Below are 17,646 nucleotides of genomic sequence, written 5' to 3'. Positions count from 1 at the left end.
ATCGCCAGAGTGCAGTCTGTATGGTATGCACAGCAATCGGAAAGAGGAATAAAATATCCAAAATCATCGAAACATATCCAGAGACTTTACAGGAAAAAGCAGAATGCAGTAAAGGATTACCTTCACAAAGTGACCAGATGGATTGCAGAATACTGTAGAAAAGAAGACATCCGCTGTATGATTGTGGGGAACATCCGAAATATCCGTAAAGAAAAAGATATGGGACACAAGACCAACCAGAAGTTTCACGGACTGCCATATAACAAACTATACATCATGCTGGAATATAAGTTGAAACTGTATGGGATTCAATTGATAAAACAAGAGGAAAGCTATACCAGCCAGTGCAGCCCGTTATCACCGGAAGCATCAAAAAGATATGCAGAAGCATCAAACCGAAAAGANTGGAAAGATATTTTCATAAAGAAATCGCCAGAGTGCAGTCTGTATGGTATGCACAGCAATCGGAAAGAGGAATAAAATACCCAAAATCATCGAAACATATCCAGAGACTTTACAGGAAAAAGCAGAATGCAGTAAAGGATTATCTTCACAAAGTGACCAGATGGATTGCAGAATACTGCAGAAAAGAAGATATCCGCTGTGTGGTTGTGGGGGACATCCGAAATATCCGTAAAGAAAAAGATATGGGACACAAGACCAACCAGAAGTTTCACGGCCTGCCATATAACAAATTATATATCATGCTGGAATATAAGTTGAAACTGTATGGGATTCAATTGATAAAACAAGAGGAAAGCTATACCAGTCAGTGCAGCCCGTTATCACCGGAAGTATCAAAAAGGTATGCAGAAGCATCAAACCGAAAAGAACGGGGCATGTATATAACTGACGGAGTAAGATTTAATGCAGATGCAGTAGGCGCGTTTAATATCCTGCGGAAATATCTTTCCGTATCCGGAAAACAGAAGGAACTGTCCGTAACCGGACTAAAAAATCCAGAAGTAATAAAAGTAGCTGTATAGCCGAAAGGCAAGCAGTATTGGTGTCATGGACGCACCCTGAAAAAAGGCGGTATCCCGCCAGATTTCAGATGCTCTGGTAACTTGTTGCCGAGTAGTTCACTACTATAACTATATTTTATTTCCATTATTATATATATATTATATACTTCCTACCTCTCACTCAGTATCATCTTCAACCGAGGAATATTATTGTTTAAGATCAGTTCTTCAGGAAACATCTCCTCATGCACAAACTCTGCCGCATAAGTAAAATCTCCGATATGTCCCGTTCCATGACTGTCACTCGACAGCACGATCGGAATTTCGTACTTCGTACAATACTTCAGAATCTCTCTGTTATTTGCCCGGGTATCGCCCCGGTATCCATAAGGAGCAAGAGAAGCCTCGTTAATTTCAAAAATCACCCCAAATTCTTTCGCCGCAACTGCAAGCGTCTCATAGTCGACAGGAAACTGCGGATTATCACAATGTCCAAGAACCTTGACACAGGGATGCTTCATCGCATTCAGATATGCACTTGTATTTTCTTTCACAGATCCACTCTTATAATTCTGTGCATGCATACTTGCAATCGCATAGTCCAGTTTTTCGAGAAGTTCATCGTTCAGATCTACATGTCCGTTCGCATCAAGAATATTCAATTCAATCCCAAACAACAATTCAATCCCGAAACGCTTTTTGGGAGAATAAGAAAGACTCCTGAAATAAGAAGCAGTTCCGGCAGCAAGAGTGGCCGGTCCGTGATCTGTAATGCCAAGTAATTTCAGTCCCCTTCGGGAAGCTGCTTTTGCCATGTCTGAAACAGTACAGATCGTACCGTGACCACTGGCAATCGAGTGAGTGTGTATATCAGAAAGATACATTTTGTAGTCCACCTCCGGCTTAAAATTCAGCTGTAAAATCTTGATAAGTTCAGTATGGCAGTCAAACGGTCAAAAGTCAACCGAAAAATTAGATTCCAACTAAAAACCAACACAAAACCAACAAAAACCACAACAAAAACCGCATAAAAAACAAGAGAATAATGTTGGATTTTGTTGACATAAAAGTGGGGATACGGTATAATGGCTTTATATGAATCATGGCGTTTTGGCGCCGTCAGATTGCATATGAGATATGGCGTTTGAAACACCATAAGAAAGGAGAAGTGTGGAGATGTTTAATACCACAGATGTTCCAAAGTCATCCAGGATCCCGAAGCTGATTGCGGCACTGTATGCACACATGCCGGTTATTGAATCTGCCAGAGCAAAGCTGATCACGGAATCCTATAAGGCCACAGAGGGACAGCCTACGATCACCAGACGTGCGGAAGCTTTTGCACACATCCTTCGTAACATTCCGATCATTATTCGTGATGATGAGCTGATTGTCGGAAGCAGTACGATCGCACCGCGAGGCTGCCAGACTTTCCCGGAATTTTCCTATCAGTGGCTGGAGGATGAACTGGATACGGTTGCAACAAGGACCGCGGATCCATTTTACATTGCCGAGGAAACCAAGCAGGAGTTGAGAGAGGTACATAAATACTGGAAGGGCAAGACCTCCAGTGAACTTGCAACTTCCTACATGGCACCGGAAGCAATCAGAGCAATTGATCACAATATTTTTACACCAGGAAACTATTTCTACAATGGTGTCGGACATGTAACTGTTAAATATGAAGAAGTTCTTGCAATCGGTTATAAGGGAATTATCGACAAAGCTCAGGCGGAACTCGACAGATGCCAGGTTGGAGACGGCAACTATGTTAAGAAATCTCATTTCCTTAACGCAGTTATCCTTTCCTGTCAGGCAGTTATTGAGTATGCAGAGCGTTATGCAGAGCTTGCTTCCAAAATGGCAGCAGAATGTACCGATCCTGTAAGAAAACAGGAACTTCTGCAGATCGCCGAGAACTGCAGCCGTGTTCCGGCAAACGGAGCCACAAGCTTCTATGAGGCATGTCAGTCTTTCTGGTTTGTGCAGCAGCTTCTTCAGGTTGAATCCAGCGGACACTCTATTTCACCGGGACGTTTTGACCAGTATATGTATCCTTATTATAAGGCAGATCTTGACAAGGGTATCATCACAAGAGAATCGGCACAGGAACTTCTCGACTGTATCTGGGTTAAACTGAACGATCTCAACAAGGTCCGTGATGCGGCTTCCGCAGAAGGATTTGCAGGATACAGCCTTTTCCAGAACCTGATCGTCGGCGGACAGGATAAATACGGAAATGATGTTACCAATGACCTTTCTGTTATGTGTATCCTTGCATCCATGCATGTACATCTGCCAATGCCTTCTCTTTCCATCCGTGTATGGAACGGTTCCCCGCATGAACTTCTGATCAAGGCGGCAGAACTTACAAGAACCGGTATCGGACTTCCGGCTTACTATAATGATGAGGTGATCATCCCGGCACTTCTGAACAGAGGACTGACTCTTGAGGATGCCAGAGAATATAACATCATCGGATGCGTAGAGCCTCAGAAGGCAGGTAAGACAGATGGATGGCATGATGCAGCATTCTTCAATATGTGCCGTCCGCTTGAACTTGTATTTTCCAATGGTATGGATAAGGGAGAACTTGTTGGTATCCAGACAGGCGACGTCACACAGATGACAACTTTTGAAGAGTTCTATGATGCATATAAGAAGCAGATGGAATATTGCATTTCTCTTCTTGTAAATGCAGACAATGCGATCGATGTTGCTCATGCAGAGAGAGTACCGCTTCCGTTTGAATCCTGTATGGTAGATGACTGCATCAGCAGAGGACTTGCTGTTCAGGAAGGTGGAGCTGTCTATAACTTCACAGGTCCGCAGGGATTTGGTATCGCAAATATGGCAGATTCTCTGTATGCGATCCGCAAGCTTGTGTACGAAGACAAGAAAGTCACCATGAAAGAATACAAAGAAGCTCTTGCATGGAACTATGACAAGGGACTTGATGAGCAGTCCGTTAAAGATATGTCCGAGATGATCCTCAAAGGAATGCAGGAAGGCGGCATGAATGTCACCGAAGACATGGCAAAGGCAGTTCTTACGACAGTTATGAGACTGAAACCTACAGAGGAACAGCTCCGCAGATTCACAGAGATCCATCATATGATCGATGAAGTTCCGAAATTCGGAAATGCAATCGATGATGTGGATTATTTTGCAAGAGATGTAGCTTATACTTATACACGTCCAATGGAGAAATATCATAATCCAAGAGGCGGACAGTTCCAGGCAGGGCTGTATCCGGTATCGGCAAATGTACCGCTCGGCGGACAGACAGGTGCAACACCGGATGGACGTTATGCACATACACCGGTGGCAGATGGTGTTTCACCATCCGCAGGAAAGGATGTCAACGGACCTACAGCGGCAGCAACTTCTGTTTCCAGGCTGGATCATTTCATCGTATCCAACGGAACCTTGTTTAATCAGAAATTCCATCCGTCAGCACTGGCAGGAAGAGAAGGACTGGAGAAGTTTGTTTCCCTGATCCAGACATTCTTCGATCAGAAGGGTATGCATATGCAGTTCAATGTTGTTGACCGTGAGACACTTCTTGATGCACAGAAGCATCCGGAGAAATACTCACATCTGGTTGTTCGTGTTGCAGGATACAGTGCGCTGTTTACAACGCTCTCCCGTTCTCTTCAGGATGACATCATCAGAAGAACAGAACAGGGCTTCTAAAAGGTAAAAACTATGGATTATTTAAATACAAAAGGCCGTATTTTTGATATCCAGAGGTATTCTATCCATGATGGCCCGGGAATCCGAACAATCGTCTTTTTGAAAGGCTGTGTGCTCCGATGCAGATGGTGCTGTAATCCAGAGTCGCAGGAATATAAGATCCAGACTATGAAGGTTCTCGGTGAAGATAAGGTGATCGGCAGAGATACTACTGTGGAGGAGATGCTTCAGGTGGTAGAGCAGGACCGGCCGTACTATCGCCGGTCCGGAGGCGGACTGACCCTTTCCGGAGGAGAAAGTCTCTGCCAGCCGGAGTTTGCAAGAGATCTTCTTCGGGCCGCCAAAGAACATGGAATCAACACAGCTATGGAAAGCATGGCATGTGCACCGTTTGAGACGATTGAAGAGATTCTTCCGTATCTGGATCTGTATCTTATGGATATCAAGCACACCAATCCGGCGAAACATAAAGAATTCACAGGCCGTTCCAATGAACTGATGCTGGAAAATGCCCGCAGGGTAGCTCTTTCCGGCAAGTGCAGACTGATCATCCGCGTTCCGGTGATCCCGACATTTAATGCAACCGTGGAGGAGATTCAGGGAATCGCATCCTTTGCAGATACACTGCCGGGCGTGGAACAGCTCCATCTGCTTCCGTATCACCGTCTTGGTCAGGATAAGTACACCGGTCTTGGCAGAGAATACAAAATGGACGGAATTCTTCCGCCGACAGCAGAAGAAATGAATACCCTCAAGAGGGCGGCAGAGGCAGTCAGCACACTGAAAGTGCAGATTGGCGGCTGAAAACAACAAAACCAACAAAAGCAACATTTAAAAAGCGACAAAAGCAACAAAAACAACATGAAACAATGATAATTCCTTGACAATTAAGGGATTAAGGAGTACAATCTCCTTAGAAATAAAACAAAATCCAAGCTGTGCTCTAACGGTTATCCTAATCGCTGTTTCAGCACAGCAAAAAACATTGCTTTAGGAGGAAAATAAGCATGGTAAACGAATTTGAAATCAAAAAACAGATCTGTGACATCGGAAGACGTATCTACGCTCGCAACATGGTTGCTGCAAACGACGGAAACATTTCCGTAAAACTGAATGACAACGAATTCCTCTGCACACCTACTGGTGTATCCAAAGGATTCATGACACCTGAATTTATCTGTAAAGTAGATGCTCAGGGTAACGTAATTCAGGCTAATCCGGGATTCAAACCATCTTCTGAGATCAAAATGCACATGAGAGTATATCAGAAGAGACCAGACGTAGGATCTGTAGTACATGCTCATCCTATTTATGCAACATCCTTTGCCATCGCTGGTATCCCGCTTACACAGCCGATCATGCCAGAAGCAGTTATCGCTCTTGGCTGCGTTCCGATCGCTGAGTACGGTACACCTTCCACAATGGAAATTCCGGACAATCTTGAGAAATATCTGCCATACTTCGACGCAGTTCTTCTTGAGAACCACGGAGCTCTTACATGGAGCACAGACCTGAACGCCGCATACATGAAGATGGAATCCGTAGAATTCTACGCACAGCTTCTGTATCAGAGCAAACTTCTTGGTGGACCGAAGGAATTCGACAAAGAAAACATCAAGAAACTGTATGAGATCCGTCGTAAATTTGGTATGCCAGGAAAACATCCTGCAAACCTCTGCCAGAACAAAGACGGCGTAAACTGCCATAACTGCGGCGGCTGCAGCGAAGATTACAAACAGTTCCCAGGATATCAGTATGATTTCGTTGGATCTGAATGTTCCAAAGAAGCAGCTCCGGCAGCAGCTAATTCAGATGCAGAACTGGTTGCAAACATCACAAAACAGGTTATGGCTCAGCTGGGACTGAAATAATCAGATCCATAAATAAGTGGTAGATATTAAAGGAGGACAATCTCATGCCAATCAGTGAGAGCATGGTACAGGATATTGTACAGGAAGTAATGGCAAAAATGCAGATTGCAGATGCTCCGACCGGAAAACATGGTATCTTCAAAGATATGAATGATGCAATTGAGGCTGCTAAGAAGTCTGAACTGATCGTTAAGAAGATGTCCATGGATCAGAGAGAAAAAATCATCACCTGCATCCGTAAGAAAATCAAAGAAAATGCAGAAATTATGGCTCGTATGGGTGTTGATGAGACAGGAATGGGTAACGTAGGAGACAAGATCCTGAAACATCATCTGGTAGCAGATAAGACACCTGGTACAGAAGACATTACAACTACTGCATGGTCAGGAGACAGAGGACTTACTCTGATCGAGATGGGACCATTTGGTGTAATCGGTGCGATCACACCATGTACCAACCCGAGTGAAACAATCCTCTGCAATACAATGGGTATGCTGGCAGGCGGAAATACAGTAGTATTCAATCCGCATCCGGCAGCAATCAAGACCTCTATTTTTGCAATCAATCTGGTAAACGAAGCTTCTCTTGAATCAGGCGGACCGGACAATATTGCAGTAACAGTAGAGAAACCTACTCTTGAAACAAGTAATATCATGATGAAACATAAAGATATCCCGCTTATCGCAGCAACAGGCGGTCCTGGCGTTGTTACAGCAGTTCTTTCCTCCGGCAAGAGAGGAATCGGAGCTGGTGCAGGAAACCCACCGGCAGTTGTTGATGAAACAGCTGATATCCGTAAAGCAGCTCAGGACATCGTAAATGGATGTACATTTGATAACAACCTTCCATGTATCGCAGAGAAGGAAGTTGTTGCTGTATCTTCTGTAGTGGATGAACTGATGCATTACATGCTGACAGAGAACGACTGTTATCTGGCTTCCAAAGAAGAACAGGATAAATTAACAGAGGTTGTTCTGGCAGGTGGTAAACTGAACCGTAAATGTGTAGGTCGTGATGCAAAGACACTTCTTTCCATGATCGGAGTAAATGCACCGGCAAATACCCGCTGCATCATCTTTGAGGGACCGAAGGAACATCCGCTTATCACAACAGAGCTTATGATGCCAATCCTTGGAATCGTAAGAGCAAAAGATTTTGATGATGCTGTAGAACAGGCAGTATGGCTTGAACATGGCAACCGTCACTCAGCACACATCCATTCCAAGAATGTTGACAACATTACCAAATATGCGAAAGCAATTGATACTGCAATCCTTGTTAAGAACGGCCCGTCCTATTCAGCACTTGGATTCGGTGGAGAAGGATTCTGTACATTCACAATCGCAAGCCGTACAGGTGAAGGTCTTACAAGTGCAAGCACCTTTACCAAGAGAAGACGCTGCGTAATGACCGACAGCCTTTGCATTCGCTAATCAGGAGGAAATTTAAAAATGGATATGAACAATGTAAATATCGAAGAAATCGTTAAACAGGTACTTTCCGGAATGACCGGAAACGCACCGGCTCAGACAGCTGCATCTGCAGCACCGGCTGCACCGACAGCTGGTCCGGTAATCCCGAAAACAGCTCACGTTGCTATGCTGACAGCCCTGGAACATTATGAGATCAAAGAATTCCCGATGCCGGAAGTCGGAGATGACGATATCCTTGTTAAAGTAGAAGGATGCGGTATCTGCGGTACTGACGCACACGAATTCAAGAGAGACCCATTCGGTCTGATCCCTGTAGCTCTTGGCCATGAGGGAACTGGTGAAATCGTAAAAATGGGTAAGAACGTTAAAGTTGATACAGCTGGAAAACCAGTTAAAGTCGGCGATAAAGTTGTTACATGTATGATCTTCAAGGATGATCCGGAAATCACAATGTTCGACCTTAACAAGAAAAACGTTGGCGGAGCAGATGTATACGGACTTCTTCCGGATGATGATGTACATCTTAACGGATGGTTCTCTGATTACATCCTGATCAGAGGAGGATCTTTCGGATCTACATTCTTCAACGTAAGTGATCTGGATCTGGATTCCCGTATCCTGATCGAGCCATGTGCAGTACTTATCCATGCAGTAGAAAGAGCAAAAACAACAGGAATCCTTAAATTCAACTCAAGAGTTGTTGTTCAGGGATGTGGACCGATTGGTCTTATCTGTATCGCTATCCTTCGTACCATGGGTATCGAAAACATCTGTGCAGTAGACGGAAATGCAAAACGTCTTGATTTCGCTAAGAAGATGGGTGCTGAAGTATCCGTTGACTTTACACAGTACAAAGGTGTTGAAGCTCTTGCAGAAGCTGTGAAAGAAGCTCAGGGCGGACATCTTGCAGATTTTGCATTCCAGTGTACAGGAAACCCGCACGCTCATTCAAACATCTACAAATTCATCCGCAACGGCGGTGGACTTTGCGAGCTTGGTTTCTTCATCAATGGTGGAGATGCAACAATCAACCCGCACTTCGATCTGTGTTCCAAAGAAATCAACCTGGTTGGTTCCTGGGTATACACACTGAGAGATTATGCAACAACATTTGATTTCCTCAAGAGAGCAAAAGCAATCGGACTTCCGATGTCTGATCTTATCACAGACAGATTCCCGCTTGAGCAGATCAATGAGGCACATCAGACAAACCTTGCAATGACAGGTCTTAAGATCGCGATCATTAATAAATAATCCGGAAATAAAGGAGAAGCAAAATGGCAGAAGCTGTAGGAATTTTGGAAGTATTTGGGCTGGCAACAGCCTTTGTGGCGGCAGATGCAGGATGCAAGGCAGCCAATGTCCGCCTGGAGGTGTTCGACAAGAACAAACCTGCAAATGCTGACAGCCTGCCAGTACCGCTTCTGGTATGCATCAAATTCCGCGGAAGCGTGGAAGACGTGACCGCAGCTGTGGAAGCAGGAATGGCAGAAGCAAACCGGAGAACTGGTGTAGTGCAGCACTACGTAATACCGAGTCCGACAGAGGATACGGTCAAGATGCTCAAAATCAGCGCCCTGGATAAAAGCTGACAGCTGATATCCCTGGCATAAATATTAGATTAATTTTTACAGACAATGATTCAGGAGGAAGAAACAATGGCACAGGAAGCTTTAGGAATGGTAGAGACCAGAGGACTGACAGCAGCAATCGAAGCAGCAGATGCAATGACAAAAGCAGCAGAAGTTGCACTTGTAGGAACAGAGAAGATCGGATCCGGACTGGTAACAGTTATGGTACGTGGAGATGTAGGAGCTGTTAAAGCAGCAGTAGAGAGCGGAAGCGCAGCAGCATCCAGACTTGGTGAGCTGGTAGCTACACATGTAATTCCGAGACCACACACAGATGTAGAAAAAATTCTTCCAAAGATCTGATCCTGACGAACTATATTCAGATCAGTCAAAAGGGGTTCGCTCATGAGTAAAGCATATGGTTTTTTTGAAATCACTGGTGTCGTTGCTGCAATCAATGCACTCGATATCATGTGTAAAACTGCAGACGTTGAGCTGGCGTCATGGGAACGTAAGCTGGGCGGACGACTTGTAACTCTTATCATACAGGGCGATGTATCGGCAGTAAACGAAGCAGTCGAAGCTGCCGTTGCAGGCGCGATTAAGAAACCGGCAAGTTATGCAGTAATCGCACGGCCGCATGAGGAAATTGTTAAACTCGTTGAGCTGAGTGCGAGCCGATGGAAGAAAAAGAAAGACTGCGAAGACGAGACAGAATAAAAAGACAAGTATTTTTTATGATCCATTATGGACAAGGAGGATATAATCATGACACAGGAAGCTTTAGGAATGGTAGAAACCAGAGGACTTACAGCAGCAATCGAAGCAGCAGACCAGATGTGCAAAGCAGCTAACGTTGCACTTGTAGGAACAGAGAAAATCGGATCCGGACTGGTAACAGTTATGGTACGTGGAGATGTAGGAGCTGTTAAATCTGCAGTAGAGAGCGGAAGTGCAGCAGCATCCAGACTTGGTGAGCTGGTAGCTACACACGTAATCCCGAGACCACACACAGACGTAGAAAAAATCCTTCCGGTACTGAAATAATTTCGTAACTGTTCACAGGTAATAGCCCGCGAGGTGTTTTGCCATGGATATGGCAAAATCCCGAGACATACGGGGCAAAATGCCATCACCGAAGGTGATTTGGAATGCATTTTGACCAAGCTATTGTGAACGGAGTGAACAGTAACATAATTTCAATTCCTGACGGAAGAAAGCAGGTGTATCCTTGGAATCAAAAAATATTGAACTGATCACAAAGATGGTCATTGACGCCATCAATCAGTCAGAAGACAAAGGCAATGGCTTTATGGTTCCGATCGGAGTTTCCGCAAGACACGTTCACCTGACACAGGAACATGTAGAGACATTATTCGGACCTGGATATCAGCTCACCAAGAAGAAAGATCTGATGGGCGGACAGTTTGCGTCAAACGAAACTGTTACAATCATCGGTCTGAAGCTTCGTGCGATTGAGAATGTTCGTGTACTCGGACCTGTCCGCAGTGCAACACAGGTTGAGGTATCTGCAACAGATGCCATCAAACTTGGAATGAATGTTCCAGTTCGTATGTCTGGTGATATTGCAGGAAGTGCGCCGATCGCAATCGTTGGACCTAAGGGTGCCATCTATCTCAAAGAGGGATGTATCGTGGCTATGCGTCACATCCACATGTCTCCGAGCGATGCAAGGGCAGCCGGTGTCAAGAACGGCGATATCGTTTCTGTCAAAGCAGATAATGAGCGCGGAACTATCTTTAATCAGGTTGCGATCCGTGTGGATGACAGTTTCACACTGGAGATGCATATTGATACAGATGAAGCGAATGCAGCAAAGATTGCCACAGGCAATACAGTTACCATCATAAAGTAAAGAAATTTCTCCTGAATCAGCCGGTGGCGTAAGTCACCGGCATTAGGGGATTATATAATAATGCGGAGGCACACACATGATAGTAGGAAAAGTAGTTGGAAGCGTGGTTTCCACGCGGAAAAGTGACAAGTTAATAGGACAGAAATTCATGATCGTGGAGCCGGTGCATCATATGAAAGCTGACTTATCCCAGATTGTTGCGATCGATATTATCGGCGCGGGAATCGGGGAATATGTGTTGGTGGCACAAGGAAGCGCAGCAAGAATCGGCTGCGGTGAAGAAACAGCACCAATCGATGCCGCGATAGTCGGAATCATCGATGATGGTGCAGGATTGGAGTAACGCCATGGAAATCAAAGATTTACAGAAAATTATACAGGACAGTGGCGTCGTAGGTGCAGGTGGAGCCGGATTCCCGACATACGCCAAGCTTACAGACAAGGCGGACACAATTCTTATGAACTGTGCAGAATGTGAACCATTGCTGAAACTTCACAGACAGTTACTTGAGAAACATGCATATGAGATCATGAAAACTTTCCATATGGTTATGGAAACCGTTGGAGCTTCACAGGCGATCATCGGAATCAAGAAATCCTATGTTCAGACGATCAAGGCACTGCAGCAGCACATTGAAGAATTTCCTGGCCTGAAGATCCATCTTCTTGATGAAGTGTATCCGATGGGCGATGAAGTTGTGCTGATCTATGAAGCTACCGGACGTGTTTGCAGACCTGGTGGACTGCCGATTGAGCAGGGCGTCATTGTATTCAACGTAGAGACTATCTACAACGTATATCAGGCTGTGACATCACAGAATCCTGTAACAGAAAAATACGTATCAGTAGTTGCAGAAGTCGGTCATCCTGTAACAGTTAAGGTTCCTCTGGGCTGTACACTGGATGAAGTCGTTGCACAGGCTGGTGAGATCACCACAAAGGATCCGGTCTATTTTGTAGGCGGACCGATGATGGGACGTATTGGTAACGGTTCAGATCCGGTTACCAAAACAACAAATGCAGTTCTTGTTCTTCCGCGCGATCACCAGATCGTTATGAAAAAACAGAGAACTTCAGCAATCGATTTAAAACGTGCAGCATCCATTTGCTGCCAGTGTAATACCTGTACGGACCTTTGCCCAAGACATAATCTTGGACATCCGATCGATCCGGCACGCTTTATGAGAGCAGCTTCTGCCGGAGATTTCAGAGACTTAAATCCATACATCGATTCCGCATTCTGCAGTTCCTGCGGTGTATGCGAAATGTATGCCTGCCCGCAGAGTCTTGCACCAAGATCACTTCTTGCAGACATGAAGGGCGGACTTCGTAAAGCAGGTATCAGACCTCCGCAGGGAGTTCAGCCGGTACCGGTTAAACCTTCAAGAGAATATCGTAAGGTTCCGGAAGAACGTCTGATGGCCCGCCTCGGACTGACGAAATACGATAAGGATGCACCGATGGATGAGAACGTAGTTCCGGTATCCAAGGTTAAGATCCTTCTGAGCCAGCATATCGGAGCACCGGCACAGGCAATTGTGAAGACAGGCGACACAGTAACCAAGGGACAGATGATCGCGCAGCATGCTGACGGATTAAGCGTAAGCATTCATGCAAGTATCTCAGGAAGAGTAACTGAAGTAACAGATCGCCATATCATAATCGCAGCAAAGTAGAAAGGACGTGCAGAACATGAGTAAAGCAATCGGAATGATTGAATTTAAAACGACTGCCACAGGTATCACAGCAGCAGATGCCATGGTAAAGACCTCTGATGTAGAGATCGTCGAGGCACAGACCGTATGTCCGGGAAAATATATTGCAATTATCACAGGCGATTTAAGTGCAGTTAAAGCTGCAGTTGATGCAGCTGTAACCACATATGAGGACAAATGCATTGACAGCTTTGTACTTGGTAACCCGCACGAATCCCTTTTCCCGGCAATGTATGGAACAACACAGGTAGAAGGAATCAGTGCTCTGGGTATTCTGGAGACTTATGATGCAGCTTCCATTATCGAAGCAGCAGACCAGGCTGCCAAAACAGCAATCGTAGATGTGATCGAACTGCGTATTGCAAAAGGTATGTGTGGAAAATCCTACATGCTTCTTACAGGAGAAGTTTCAGCAGTAGAAGCTTCCATCGAGAAAGCAAAACAATTCGTGGCAGAAAAAGGTATGTATCTGGATTCATCTGTCATTGCACATCCGGATAAACGAATGATGGATTCTCTTTTATAAAATGTTCTCAGAAGGGGGCAAAGCAGATGCTGGCATTAGAAAGACGGAACTTAATTCTGGAGAAACTTCAGGCAGAAAAAAAAGTTGTAGTTAGTGAACTGAGTCAATTATATGAGGTTTCGGAAGAAACGATCCGCCGAGATCTTGACAAGCTCGAAAAAGAAGGACTTGCGATCAAGAGTTATGGCGGAGCAGTCATAAATGAGGATGTAAGTATTGATTTGCCCTTTAATATCCGCAAGAACCAGAATGTAAGCGGGAAACAAAAAATGGCCGAGATCGCGGCTTCTCTGGTACAGGAGGGAGACCATATTTTTCTTGATGCAAGTACCACAGCTGTATTTGTGGCAAAGGCACTCAAAGAAAGAGAGCGTCTCACTGTAATCACAAATTCCATGGAAATTCTTCTTGAATTATCAGATGTATCCGGTTGGAATATCATTTCAACCGGAGGTGTCATGAAAGAAGGATACCTTGCCTTTTTGGGAGCCAGAACAGAAGAAGCAATCCGTTCTTATTTTGTGGACAAGGTTATTTTTTCCTGTAAGGCACTTGATCATGAATGGGGAATTATGGAATCCAAAGAATCCTTTGGAACAACCAAAAAATCCATGATTGCGTCAGGGCGCGAGAAAATTCTGGTTGTAGACAGTACAAAATTTGATCAGACCGCATTTTCTGTAGCAGGGAAACTGCGGGATGTAGATGTGGTTGTAACCGACAGGAAACCATCTGACAAATGGATGGGATATTTTGAGGAGGCAAATGTCAAATGCCTTTATCCTGACATGCAGCCATAGAAAAGGAGCAGCAATATGAAGACCTTTGAAATGAAAACAGCCATTCATTTTGGGGATAATGCACTGGAACGTCTTGAGAGCATTCCATACCAGAGAGTTCTTATCATTACAGACCCGTTTGTAGTGCAGAGCAAAATGATTGATCTGATTACCAGACCACTGGAAAAAGCTGGTAAGGAATATGATATTTTCCATAATGTTGTACCGGACGCACCGGTAGATAAGATTGCAGATGGAGTTAAGAAATTTCTGAGCTATCAGCCGGAAGCAATCGTCGCAGTTGGCGGCGGTTCTGCAATTGACTCTTCAAAGGCAATCCGTGAGTTTGCACTGAAGATCAACCATTATGGAGATGTTGGTCTGATTGCAATTCCGACCACAAGCGGAACCGGATCAGAAGTAACTTCCTTTGCAGTTGTAAACGATACGGAAGCAAGAGTAAAATATCCACTGGTTTCTGACAGCCTGACAGCAGATGAAGCTATTCTGGACGCAGAGCTCGTTAAGAGTGTGCCTCCTACTATCACAGCAGACACAGGAATGGATGTGTTCACACATGCACTAGAGTCTTATGTAAGTACAGGACACAATGAATTTTCAGCAGCACTGGCAGAAAAAGCAATGGAAATCTGCGGAGTATTCCTCCTCAGAGCATATCTGGATGGAAGTGATATGCATGCAAGACAGAAGATGCACGTGGCCTCCTGTCTTGCAGGACTTTCCTTTAATACAGCAGGACTTGGTATTACACACAGTATGGCTCATCAGCTTGGTGCAATGTTCCATATTCCGCATGGAAGAGCAAACGCGATGCTCCTTCCGCATATCGTGGAATTCAATGCGAACATTAACAAGAGAAGCAGAAGCCAGAAAGAATATCTTCCGTCTGTAGAGAGATATGCAGCAGTTGCACATATTCTGGGACTGAGCAATTACAATCAGGTAATGAGCGTACGTTCTCTTGTAAACTGGATTCAGTTTATGCAGAAGGAAATGAATATTCCAATGACGATCCAGGAGCTTGGCACTATCACTCCGGATGCATATTTTGCAGCAGTGGATAAGATGGCTGATGCGGCACTTGCGGATGCCTGCACACCGTCCAACCCAAGAACACCGACCAAAGAGGACATCATTAAGATTTATACCAAACTTTGGTCATTCTAACAAAATGACACAGGAGATGCCGAGATGAGCATTTATACAGCAAATGGTGACAAGGGAACTACGAATCTTGTCCACACAAAAAATGTCTCCAAGTCAGATGACCGTATTCAACTGGTAGGAACGATAGACGAACTGAGCAGCCATCTGGGACTTATAAAGACCATGATGAGTGAAGCAGAAGATATTCGTTTTATCGAAAACATCCAGAGAACGCTGAATGCGGTGTGTTCAGGCGTGGCGGATCCTTTTAACAGAGAATTCAGGACAGAGGATGACCGAACCGGACAGCTTGAAGAAGAAATCAGCCGTCTGGAAGGGCTGTTCCATTGTCCTAAAGAAGAAAATATTCTTCCGGGCAGCAGTCGTCTGTCAGCAGAACTGGATATTGCAAGGGCAGTTGCAAGGAGAGCAGAACGTGATCTTGCAGCTGTCAGTGTGAAATTTGGGGCAGACAATGGTGCAAAGAAATATATGAACCGTCTGAGTGATTATCTGTATGTTATGGCCAGATATATGGAAACCACAGAGCAGTCGGTGCAAAAGAAGGAAGAGATTACACCTTTTGGTGGAAAAGAGGCAGAACCAGTGGCAGCAGTACAGACTCCTATGACAGATGAAGCAGTGATTCAGGAAGTTCTCAAAAGAATGGGAATCCAGGGACGGATTACTCTGGATGGTGCAAAACGCCTGATAGACAAGATTGAGCAGGAAGCGAAACGCCGTGGCAAGAATGCGGTGATCGCAGTCTGTGGTCCGGATGGAAATCCGGTCGCTGTCCATGTCATGGATGGAGCTTTTCTTGTAAGCTTTGATGTAGCTACCAAGAAAGCCTACACTGCAGTCGCAGTCAGGATGTCTACAAAGGAACTGGCAGTCCTGGCACAGCCGGGCGGAACCTTTTTCGGTGTGGATAAGATGGACAATGGCAAGATTGTTATCTTTGGCGGCGGTGTACCTCTCAAAGTCGGTGATACGATCATCGGCGGTCTGGGAATCAGCGGAGGAACCGGTGAAGAAGATCACAGTCTGGCAGAATATGGTCTGTCCATTCTGAATGAAGTATTATAAATAAAAAAGAATCTGTTTTCTGAGCTGCAGGAAACAGATTCTTTTTTTATGCCCGTTTATATTTGCCGGGGGTCATTCCCTTGTATTTCTTAAAGGTGCGGATAAAGTAACTGAGATCATTAAATCCGTTCCGATAAGCAATCTCCGTAATGGAATCATCCGTAGTCGAAAGCTGGTAACAGGCCTGCTCAATTCTCTGATGGTTCAGATAATCCATCGGAGTCTGATGTGTCATTTCCGAGAAGAAACGGCAGAAATATTTCGGCGACATGGACACCGAAGAAGAAAGCTGCTGAAGCGTGAGCGGTGATGCATAATTATGCTCGATAAAGTCGAGTACCTGTTTGAGCTGCAGGATGCGCTTGTAGTCGCGCCGTGTTCTGGTAACGCTTTCCAGGTAGTAATGCTTACCAAAAACAATACCGAAAAAGTGGTAAAATTGTCCAATGACTGTCATCTCATATCCGGCAGGATGCATCCAGAGAGCATCGAAAATACTGTTCACAATGTCACAGATTTCAGCGTATTTCGGGGTAAAATGATGATAGATAAGAATTTCCTGATGAATAATTTTCTGCATATAAGTGGAACAGACGGAATTGTATTTCAGAAAAGTGTTTCCGTCAAAAACAATACACTGATATACACAATCCTCAGGAATTCCACTGTGCAGGATGCCGCTGTGTATAAAAATGATATCTCCGGCTGTCGCTGTGAAGCTTTTTTCGTCTAAAGTGACAGAGAGAGAACCCTTCAGGATGCGTATGATCTCATATTCGACATGCCAGTGATAGGACATGACATAGCGGGGATGGCTGGGTTCTATATGATGGAATTCAAACGGGAATTCATAGGTTCCCCTCAGGCGGTCTTCGTTGCGGTCCAGATCGTGCAAAAAAATCTCCTCCTTATGTATTTTTTTCAAAAAAATCATACCCACAGTCAAAAAAGTGAATAT

Annotated in this window: 20 protein-coding genes; 18 read left to right on the top strand and 2 right to left on the bottom strand. The window is 44.7% G+C overall.

From position 1 onward, the window contains the following. Window positions 1-9: 9 nt before the first annotated feature. Together GT674_RS12555 and GT674_RS17665 are read left to right on the top strand one after the other, a co-directional pair. Window positions 10-480: an IS200/IS605 family accessory protein TnpB-related protein gene (locus GT674_RS12555; RefSeq protein ID WP_442859860.1), complete on the top strand. Its 471-nt coding sequence runs from the start codon at window positions 10-12 to the stop codon at window positions 478-480. Next, entirely contained in the window at window positions 438-986 is a 549-nt protein-coding gene (locus tag GT674_RS17665; RefSeq protein ID WP_330585570.1) for a transposase, read from the top strand. Before GT674_RS12555 ends, GT674_RS17665 begins: the two co-directional genes overlap by 43 nt. 149 nt (window positions 987-1,135) lie before the next feature. On the opposite strand, the gene GT674_RS12545 is transcribed toward GT674_RS17665, so the two are convergent. After that, a complete protein-coding gene (locus tag GT674_RS12545) occupies window positions 1,136-1,849 on the bottom strand; it encodes a phosphatase (protein WP_161286019.1) in 714 nt (237 codons plus the stop codon). A gap of 292 nt (window positions 1,850-2,141) precedes the next feature. On the opposite strand from GT674_RS12545, the gene GT674_RS12540 reads away from it, so the two are divergent. From GT674_RS12540 to GT674_RS12465, 16 genes are all read left to right on the top strand, one after another. Continuing rightward, window positions 2,142-4,661 (top strand): glycyl radical protein, encoded by a 2,520-nt coding sequence (locus GT674_RS12540; protein ID WP_161286018.1) that lies wholly within the window; start codon window positions 2,142-2,144, stop codon window positions 4,659-4,661. Between the two features lie 12 nt (window positions 4,662-4,673). Then, window positions 4,674-5,465: a glycyl-radical enzyme activating protein gene (locus tag GT674_RS12535; protein ID WP_161286017.1), complete on the top strand. Its 792-nt coding sequence runs from the start codon at window positions 4,674-4,676 to the stop codon at window positions 5,463-5,465. A 203-nt stretch (window positions 5,466-5,668) separates the two neighbouring features. After that, window positions 5,669-6,532, top strand: a complete 864-nt coding sequence (locus tag GT674_RS12530) for a class II aldolase/adducin family protein (protein WP_161286016.1) — start codon at window positions 5,669-5,671, stop codon at window positions 6,530-6,532. Between the two features lie 44 nt (window positions 6,533-6,576). Then, window positions 6,577-7,965, top strand: a complete 1,389-nt coding sequence (locus tag GT674_RS12525; protein WP_161286015.1) for an aldehyde dehydrogenase family protein — start codon at window positions 6,577-6,579, stop codon at window positions 7,963-7,965. A gap of 18 nt (window positions 7,966-7,983) precedes the next feature. Continuing rightward, window positions 7,984-9,219 (top strand): zinc-dependent alcohol dehydrogenase, encoded by a 1,236-nt coding sequence (locus GT674_RS12520; protein WP_161286014.1) that lies wholly within the window; start codon window positions 7,984-7,986, stop codon window positions 9,217-9,219. A 23-nt stretch (window positions 9,220-9,242) separates the two neighbouring features. Continuing rightward, complete coding sequence (locus GT674_RS12515) at window positions 9,243-9,557, top strand: BMC domain-containing protein (protein ID WP_161286013.1); 315 nt, start codon at window positions 9,243-9,245, stop codon at window positions 9,555-9,557. Between the two features lie 66 nt (window positions 9,558-9,623). Continuing rightward, window positions 9,624-9,899, top strand: coding sequence for a propanediol utilization microcompartment protein PduA (gene pduA, locus GT674_RS12510; RefSeq protein ID WP_022215767.1), 276 nt, complete (start codon window positions 9,624-9,626; stop codon window positions 9,897-9,899). 42 nt (window positions 9,900-9,941) lie between these two features. Beyond that, the gene (locus tag GT674_RS12505; protein ID WP_161286012.1) at window positions 9,942-10,256 is read left to right on the top strand and encodes a BMC domain-containing protein; all 315 of its coding nucleotides are present in this window, start codon (window positions 9,942-9,944) and stop codon (window positions 10,254-10,256) included. Between the two features lie 48 nt (window positions 10,257-10,304). Next, entirely contained in the window at window positions 10,305-10,583 is a 279-nt protein-coding gene (locus GT674_RS12500; RefSeq protein ID WP_005427721.1) for a BMC domain-containing protein, read from the top strand. Between the two features lie 217 nt (window positions 10,584-10,800). Continuing rightward, window positions 10,801-11,412, top strand: a complete 612-nt coding sequence (locus GT674_RS12495; RefSeq protein WP_373091472.1) for a phosphate propanoyltransferase — start codon at window positions 10,801-10,803, stop codon at window positions 11,410-11,412. A gap of 76 nt (window positions 11,413-11,488) precedes the next feature. Next, the gene (locus tag GT674_RS12490; protein WP_022215771.1) at window positions 11,489-11,755 is read left to right on the top strand and encodes a EutN/CcmL family microcompartment protein; all 267 of its coding nucleotides are present in this window, start codon (window positions 11,489-11,491) and stop codon (window positions 11,753-11,755) included. Between the two features lie 4 nt (window positions 11,756-11,759). Continuing rightward, window positions 11,760-13,088, top strand: a complete 1,329-nt coding sequence (locus GT674_RS12485) for a 4Fe-4S dicluster domain-containing protein (RefSeq protein WP_161286010.1) — start codon at window positions 11,760-11,762, stop codon at window positions 13,086-13,088. A gap of 16 nt (window positions 13,089-13,104) precedes the next feature. Next, complete coding sequence (locus GT674_RS12480) at window positions 13,105-13,653, top strand: BMC domain-containing protein (RefSeq protein ID WP_161286009.1); 549 nt, start codon at window positions 13,105-13,107, stop codon at window positions 13,651-13,653. A 26-nt stretch (window positions 13,654-13,679) separates the two neighbouring features. Then, window positions 13,680-14,453 carry a DeoR/GlpR family DNA-binding transcription regulator gene (locus tag GT674_RS12475; RefSeq protein WP_161286008.1) on the top strand — a complete coding sequence of 258 codons (774 nt, stop codon included), beginning with the start codon at window positions 13,680-13,682 and terminating at the stop codon, window positions 14,451-14,453. A 15-nt stretch (window positions 14,454-14,468) separates the two neighbouring features. After that, entirely contained in the window at window positions 14,469-15,620 is a 1,152-nt protein-coding gene (locus GT674_RS12470; protein WP_161286007.1) for a 1-propanol dehydrogenase PduQ, read from the top strand. 24 nt (window positions 15,621-15,644) lie between these two features. Further along, window positions 15,645-16,688 carry a cob(I)yrinic acid a,c-diamide adenosyltransferase gene (locus GT674_RS12465; protein WP_161286006.1) on the top strand — a complete coding sequence of 348 codons (1,044 nt, stop codon included), beginning with the start codon at window positions 15,645-15,647 and terminating at the stop codon, window positions 16,686-16,688. Between the two features lie 46 nt (window positions 16,689-16,734). Here the strand turns inward: GT674_RS12465 and GT674_RS12460 are convergent, their stop codons facing one another. Then, window positions 16,735-17,583 (bottom strand): AraC family transcriptional regulator, encoded by an 849-nt coding sequence (locus GT674_RS12460; RefSeq protein WP_161286005.1) that lies wholly within the window; start codon window positions 17,581-17,583, stop codon window positions 16,735-16,737. Window positions 17,584-17,646 lie beyond the last annotated feature (63 nt).

This window comes from Blautia sp. BIOML-A1, from assembly GCF_009883055.1.
GTDB lineage: Bacteria > Bacillota > Clostridia > Lachnospirales > Lachnospiraceae > Blautia_A.
The sequence above is the reverse complement of the archived record's forward strand: the minus strand, read 5'-3'. Positions and strand labels throughout refer to the sequence as shown.

Coding starts and splice junctions, on each gene's coding strand:
- GT674_RS12505 (WP_161286012.1), top strand. CDS start 9,942: ATGAGTAAAGCATATGGTTTTTTTGAAATCACTGGTGTCGTTGCTGCA.
- GT674_RS12530 (WP_161286016.1), top strand. CDS start 5,669: ATGGTAAACGAATTTGAAATCAAAAAACAGATCTGTGACATCGGAAGA.
- GT674_RS12465 (WP_161286006.1), top strand. CDS start 15,645: ATGAGCATTTATACAGCAAATGGTGACAAGGGAACTACGAATCTTGTC.
- GT674_RS12500 (WP_005427721.1), top strand. CDS start 10,305: ATGACACAGGAAGCTTTAGGAATGGTAGAAACCAGAGGACTTACAGCA.
- GT674_RS12495 (WP_373091472.1), top strand. CDS start 10,801: ATGGTCATTGACGCCATCAATCAGTCAGAAGACAAAGGCAATGGCTTT.
- GT674_RS12515 (WP_161286013.1), top strand. CDS start 9,243: ATGGCAGAAGCTGTAGGAATTTTGGAAGTATTTGGGCTGGCAACAGCC.
- GT674_RS12490 (WP_022215771.1), top strand. CDS start 11,489: ATGATAGTAGGAAAAGTAGTTGGAAGCGTGGTTTCCACGCGGAAAAGT.
- pduA (WP_022215767.1), top strand. CDS start 9,624: ATGGCACAGGAAGCTTTAGGAATGGTAGAGACCAGAGGACTGACAGCA.
- GT674_RS12525 (WP_161286015.1), top strand. CDS start 6,577: ATGCCAATCAGTGAGAGCATGGTACAGGATATTGTACAGGAAGTAATG.
- GT674_RS12520 (WP_161286014.1), top strand. CDS start 7,984: ATGGATATGAACAATGTAAATATCGAAGAAATCGTTAAACAGGTACTT.
- GT674_RS12545 (WP_161286019.1), bottom strand. CDS start 1,849: ATGTATCTTTCTGATATACACACTCACTCGATTGCCAGTGGTCACGGT.
- GT674_RS12480 (WP_161286009.1), top strand. CDS start 13,105: ATGAGTAAAGCAATCGGAATGATTGAATTTAAAACGACTGCCACAGGT.
- GT674_RS12475 (WP_161286008.1), top strand. CDS start 13,680: ATGCTGGCATTAGAAAGACGGAACTTAATTCTGGAGAAACTTCAGGCA.
- GT674_RS12470 (WP_161286007.1), top strand. CDS start 14,469: ATGAAGACCTTTGAAATGAAAACAGCCATTCATTTTGGGGATAATGCA.
- GT674_RS12535 (WP_161286017.1), top strand. CDS start 4,674: ATGGATTATTTAAATACAAAAGGCCGTATTTTTGATATCCAGAGGTAT.
- GT674_RS12540 (WP_161286018.1), top strand. CDS start 2,142: ATGTTTAATACCACAGATGTTCCAAAGTCATCCAGGATCCCGAAGCTG.
- GT674_RS12485 (WP_161286010.1), top strand. CDS start 11,760: ATGGAAATCAAAGATTTACAGAAAATTATACAGGACAGTGGCGTCGTA.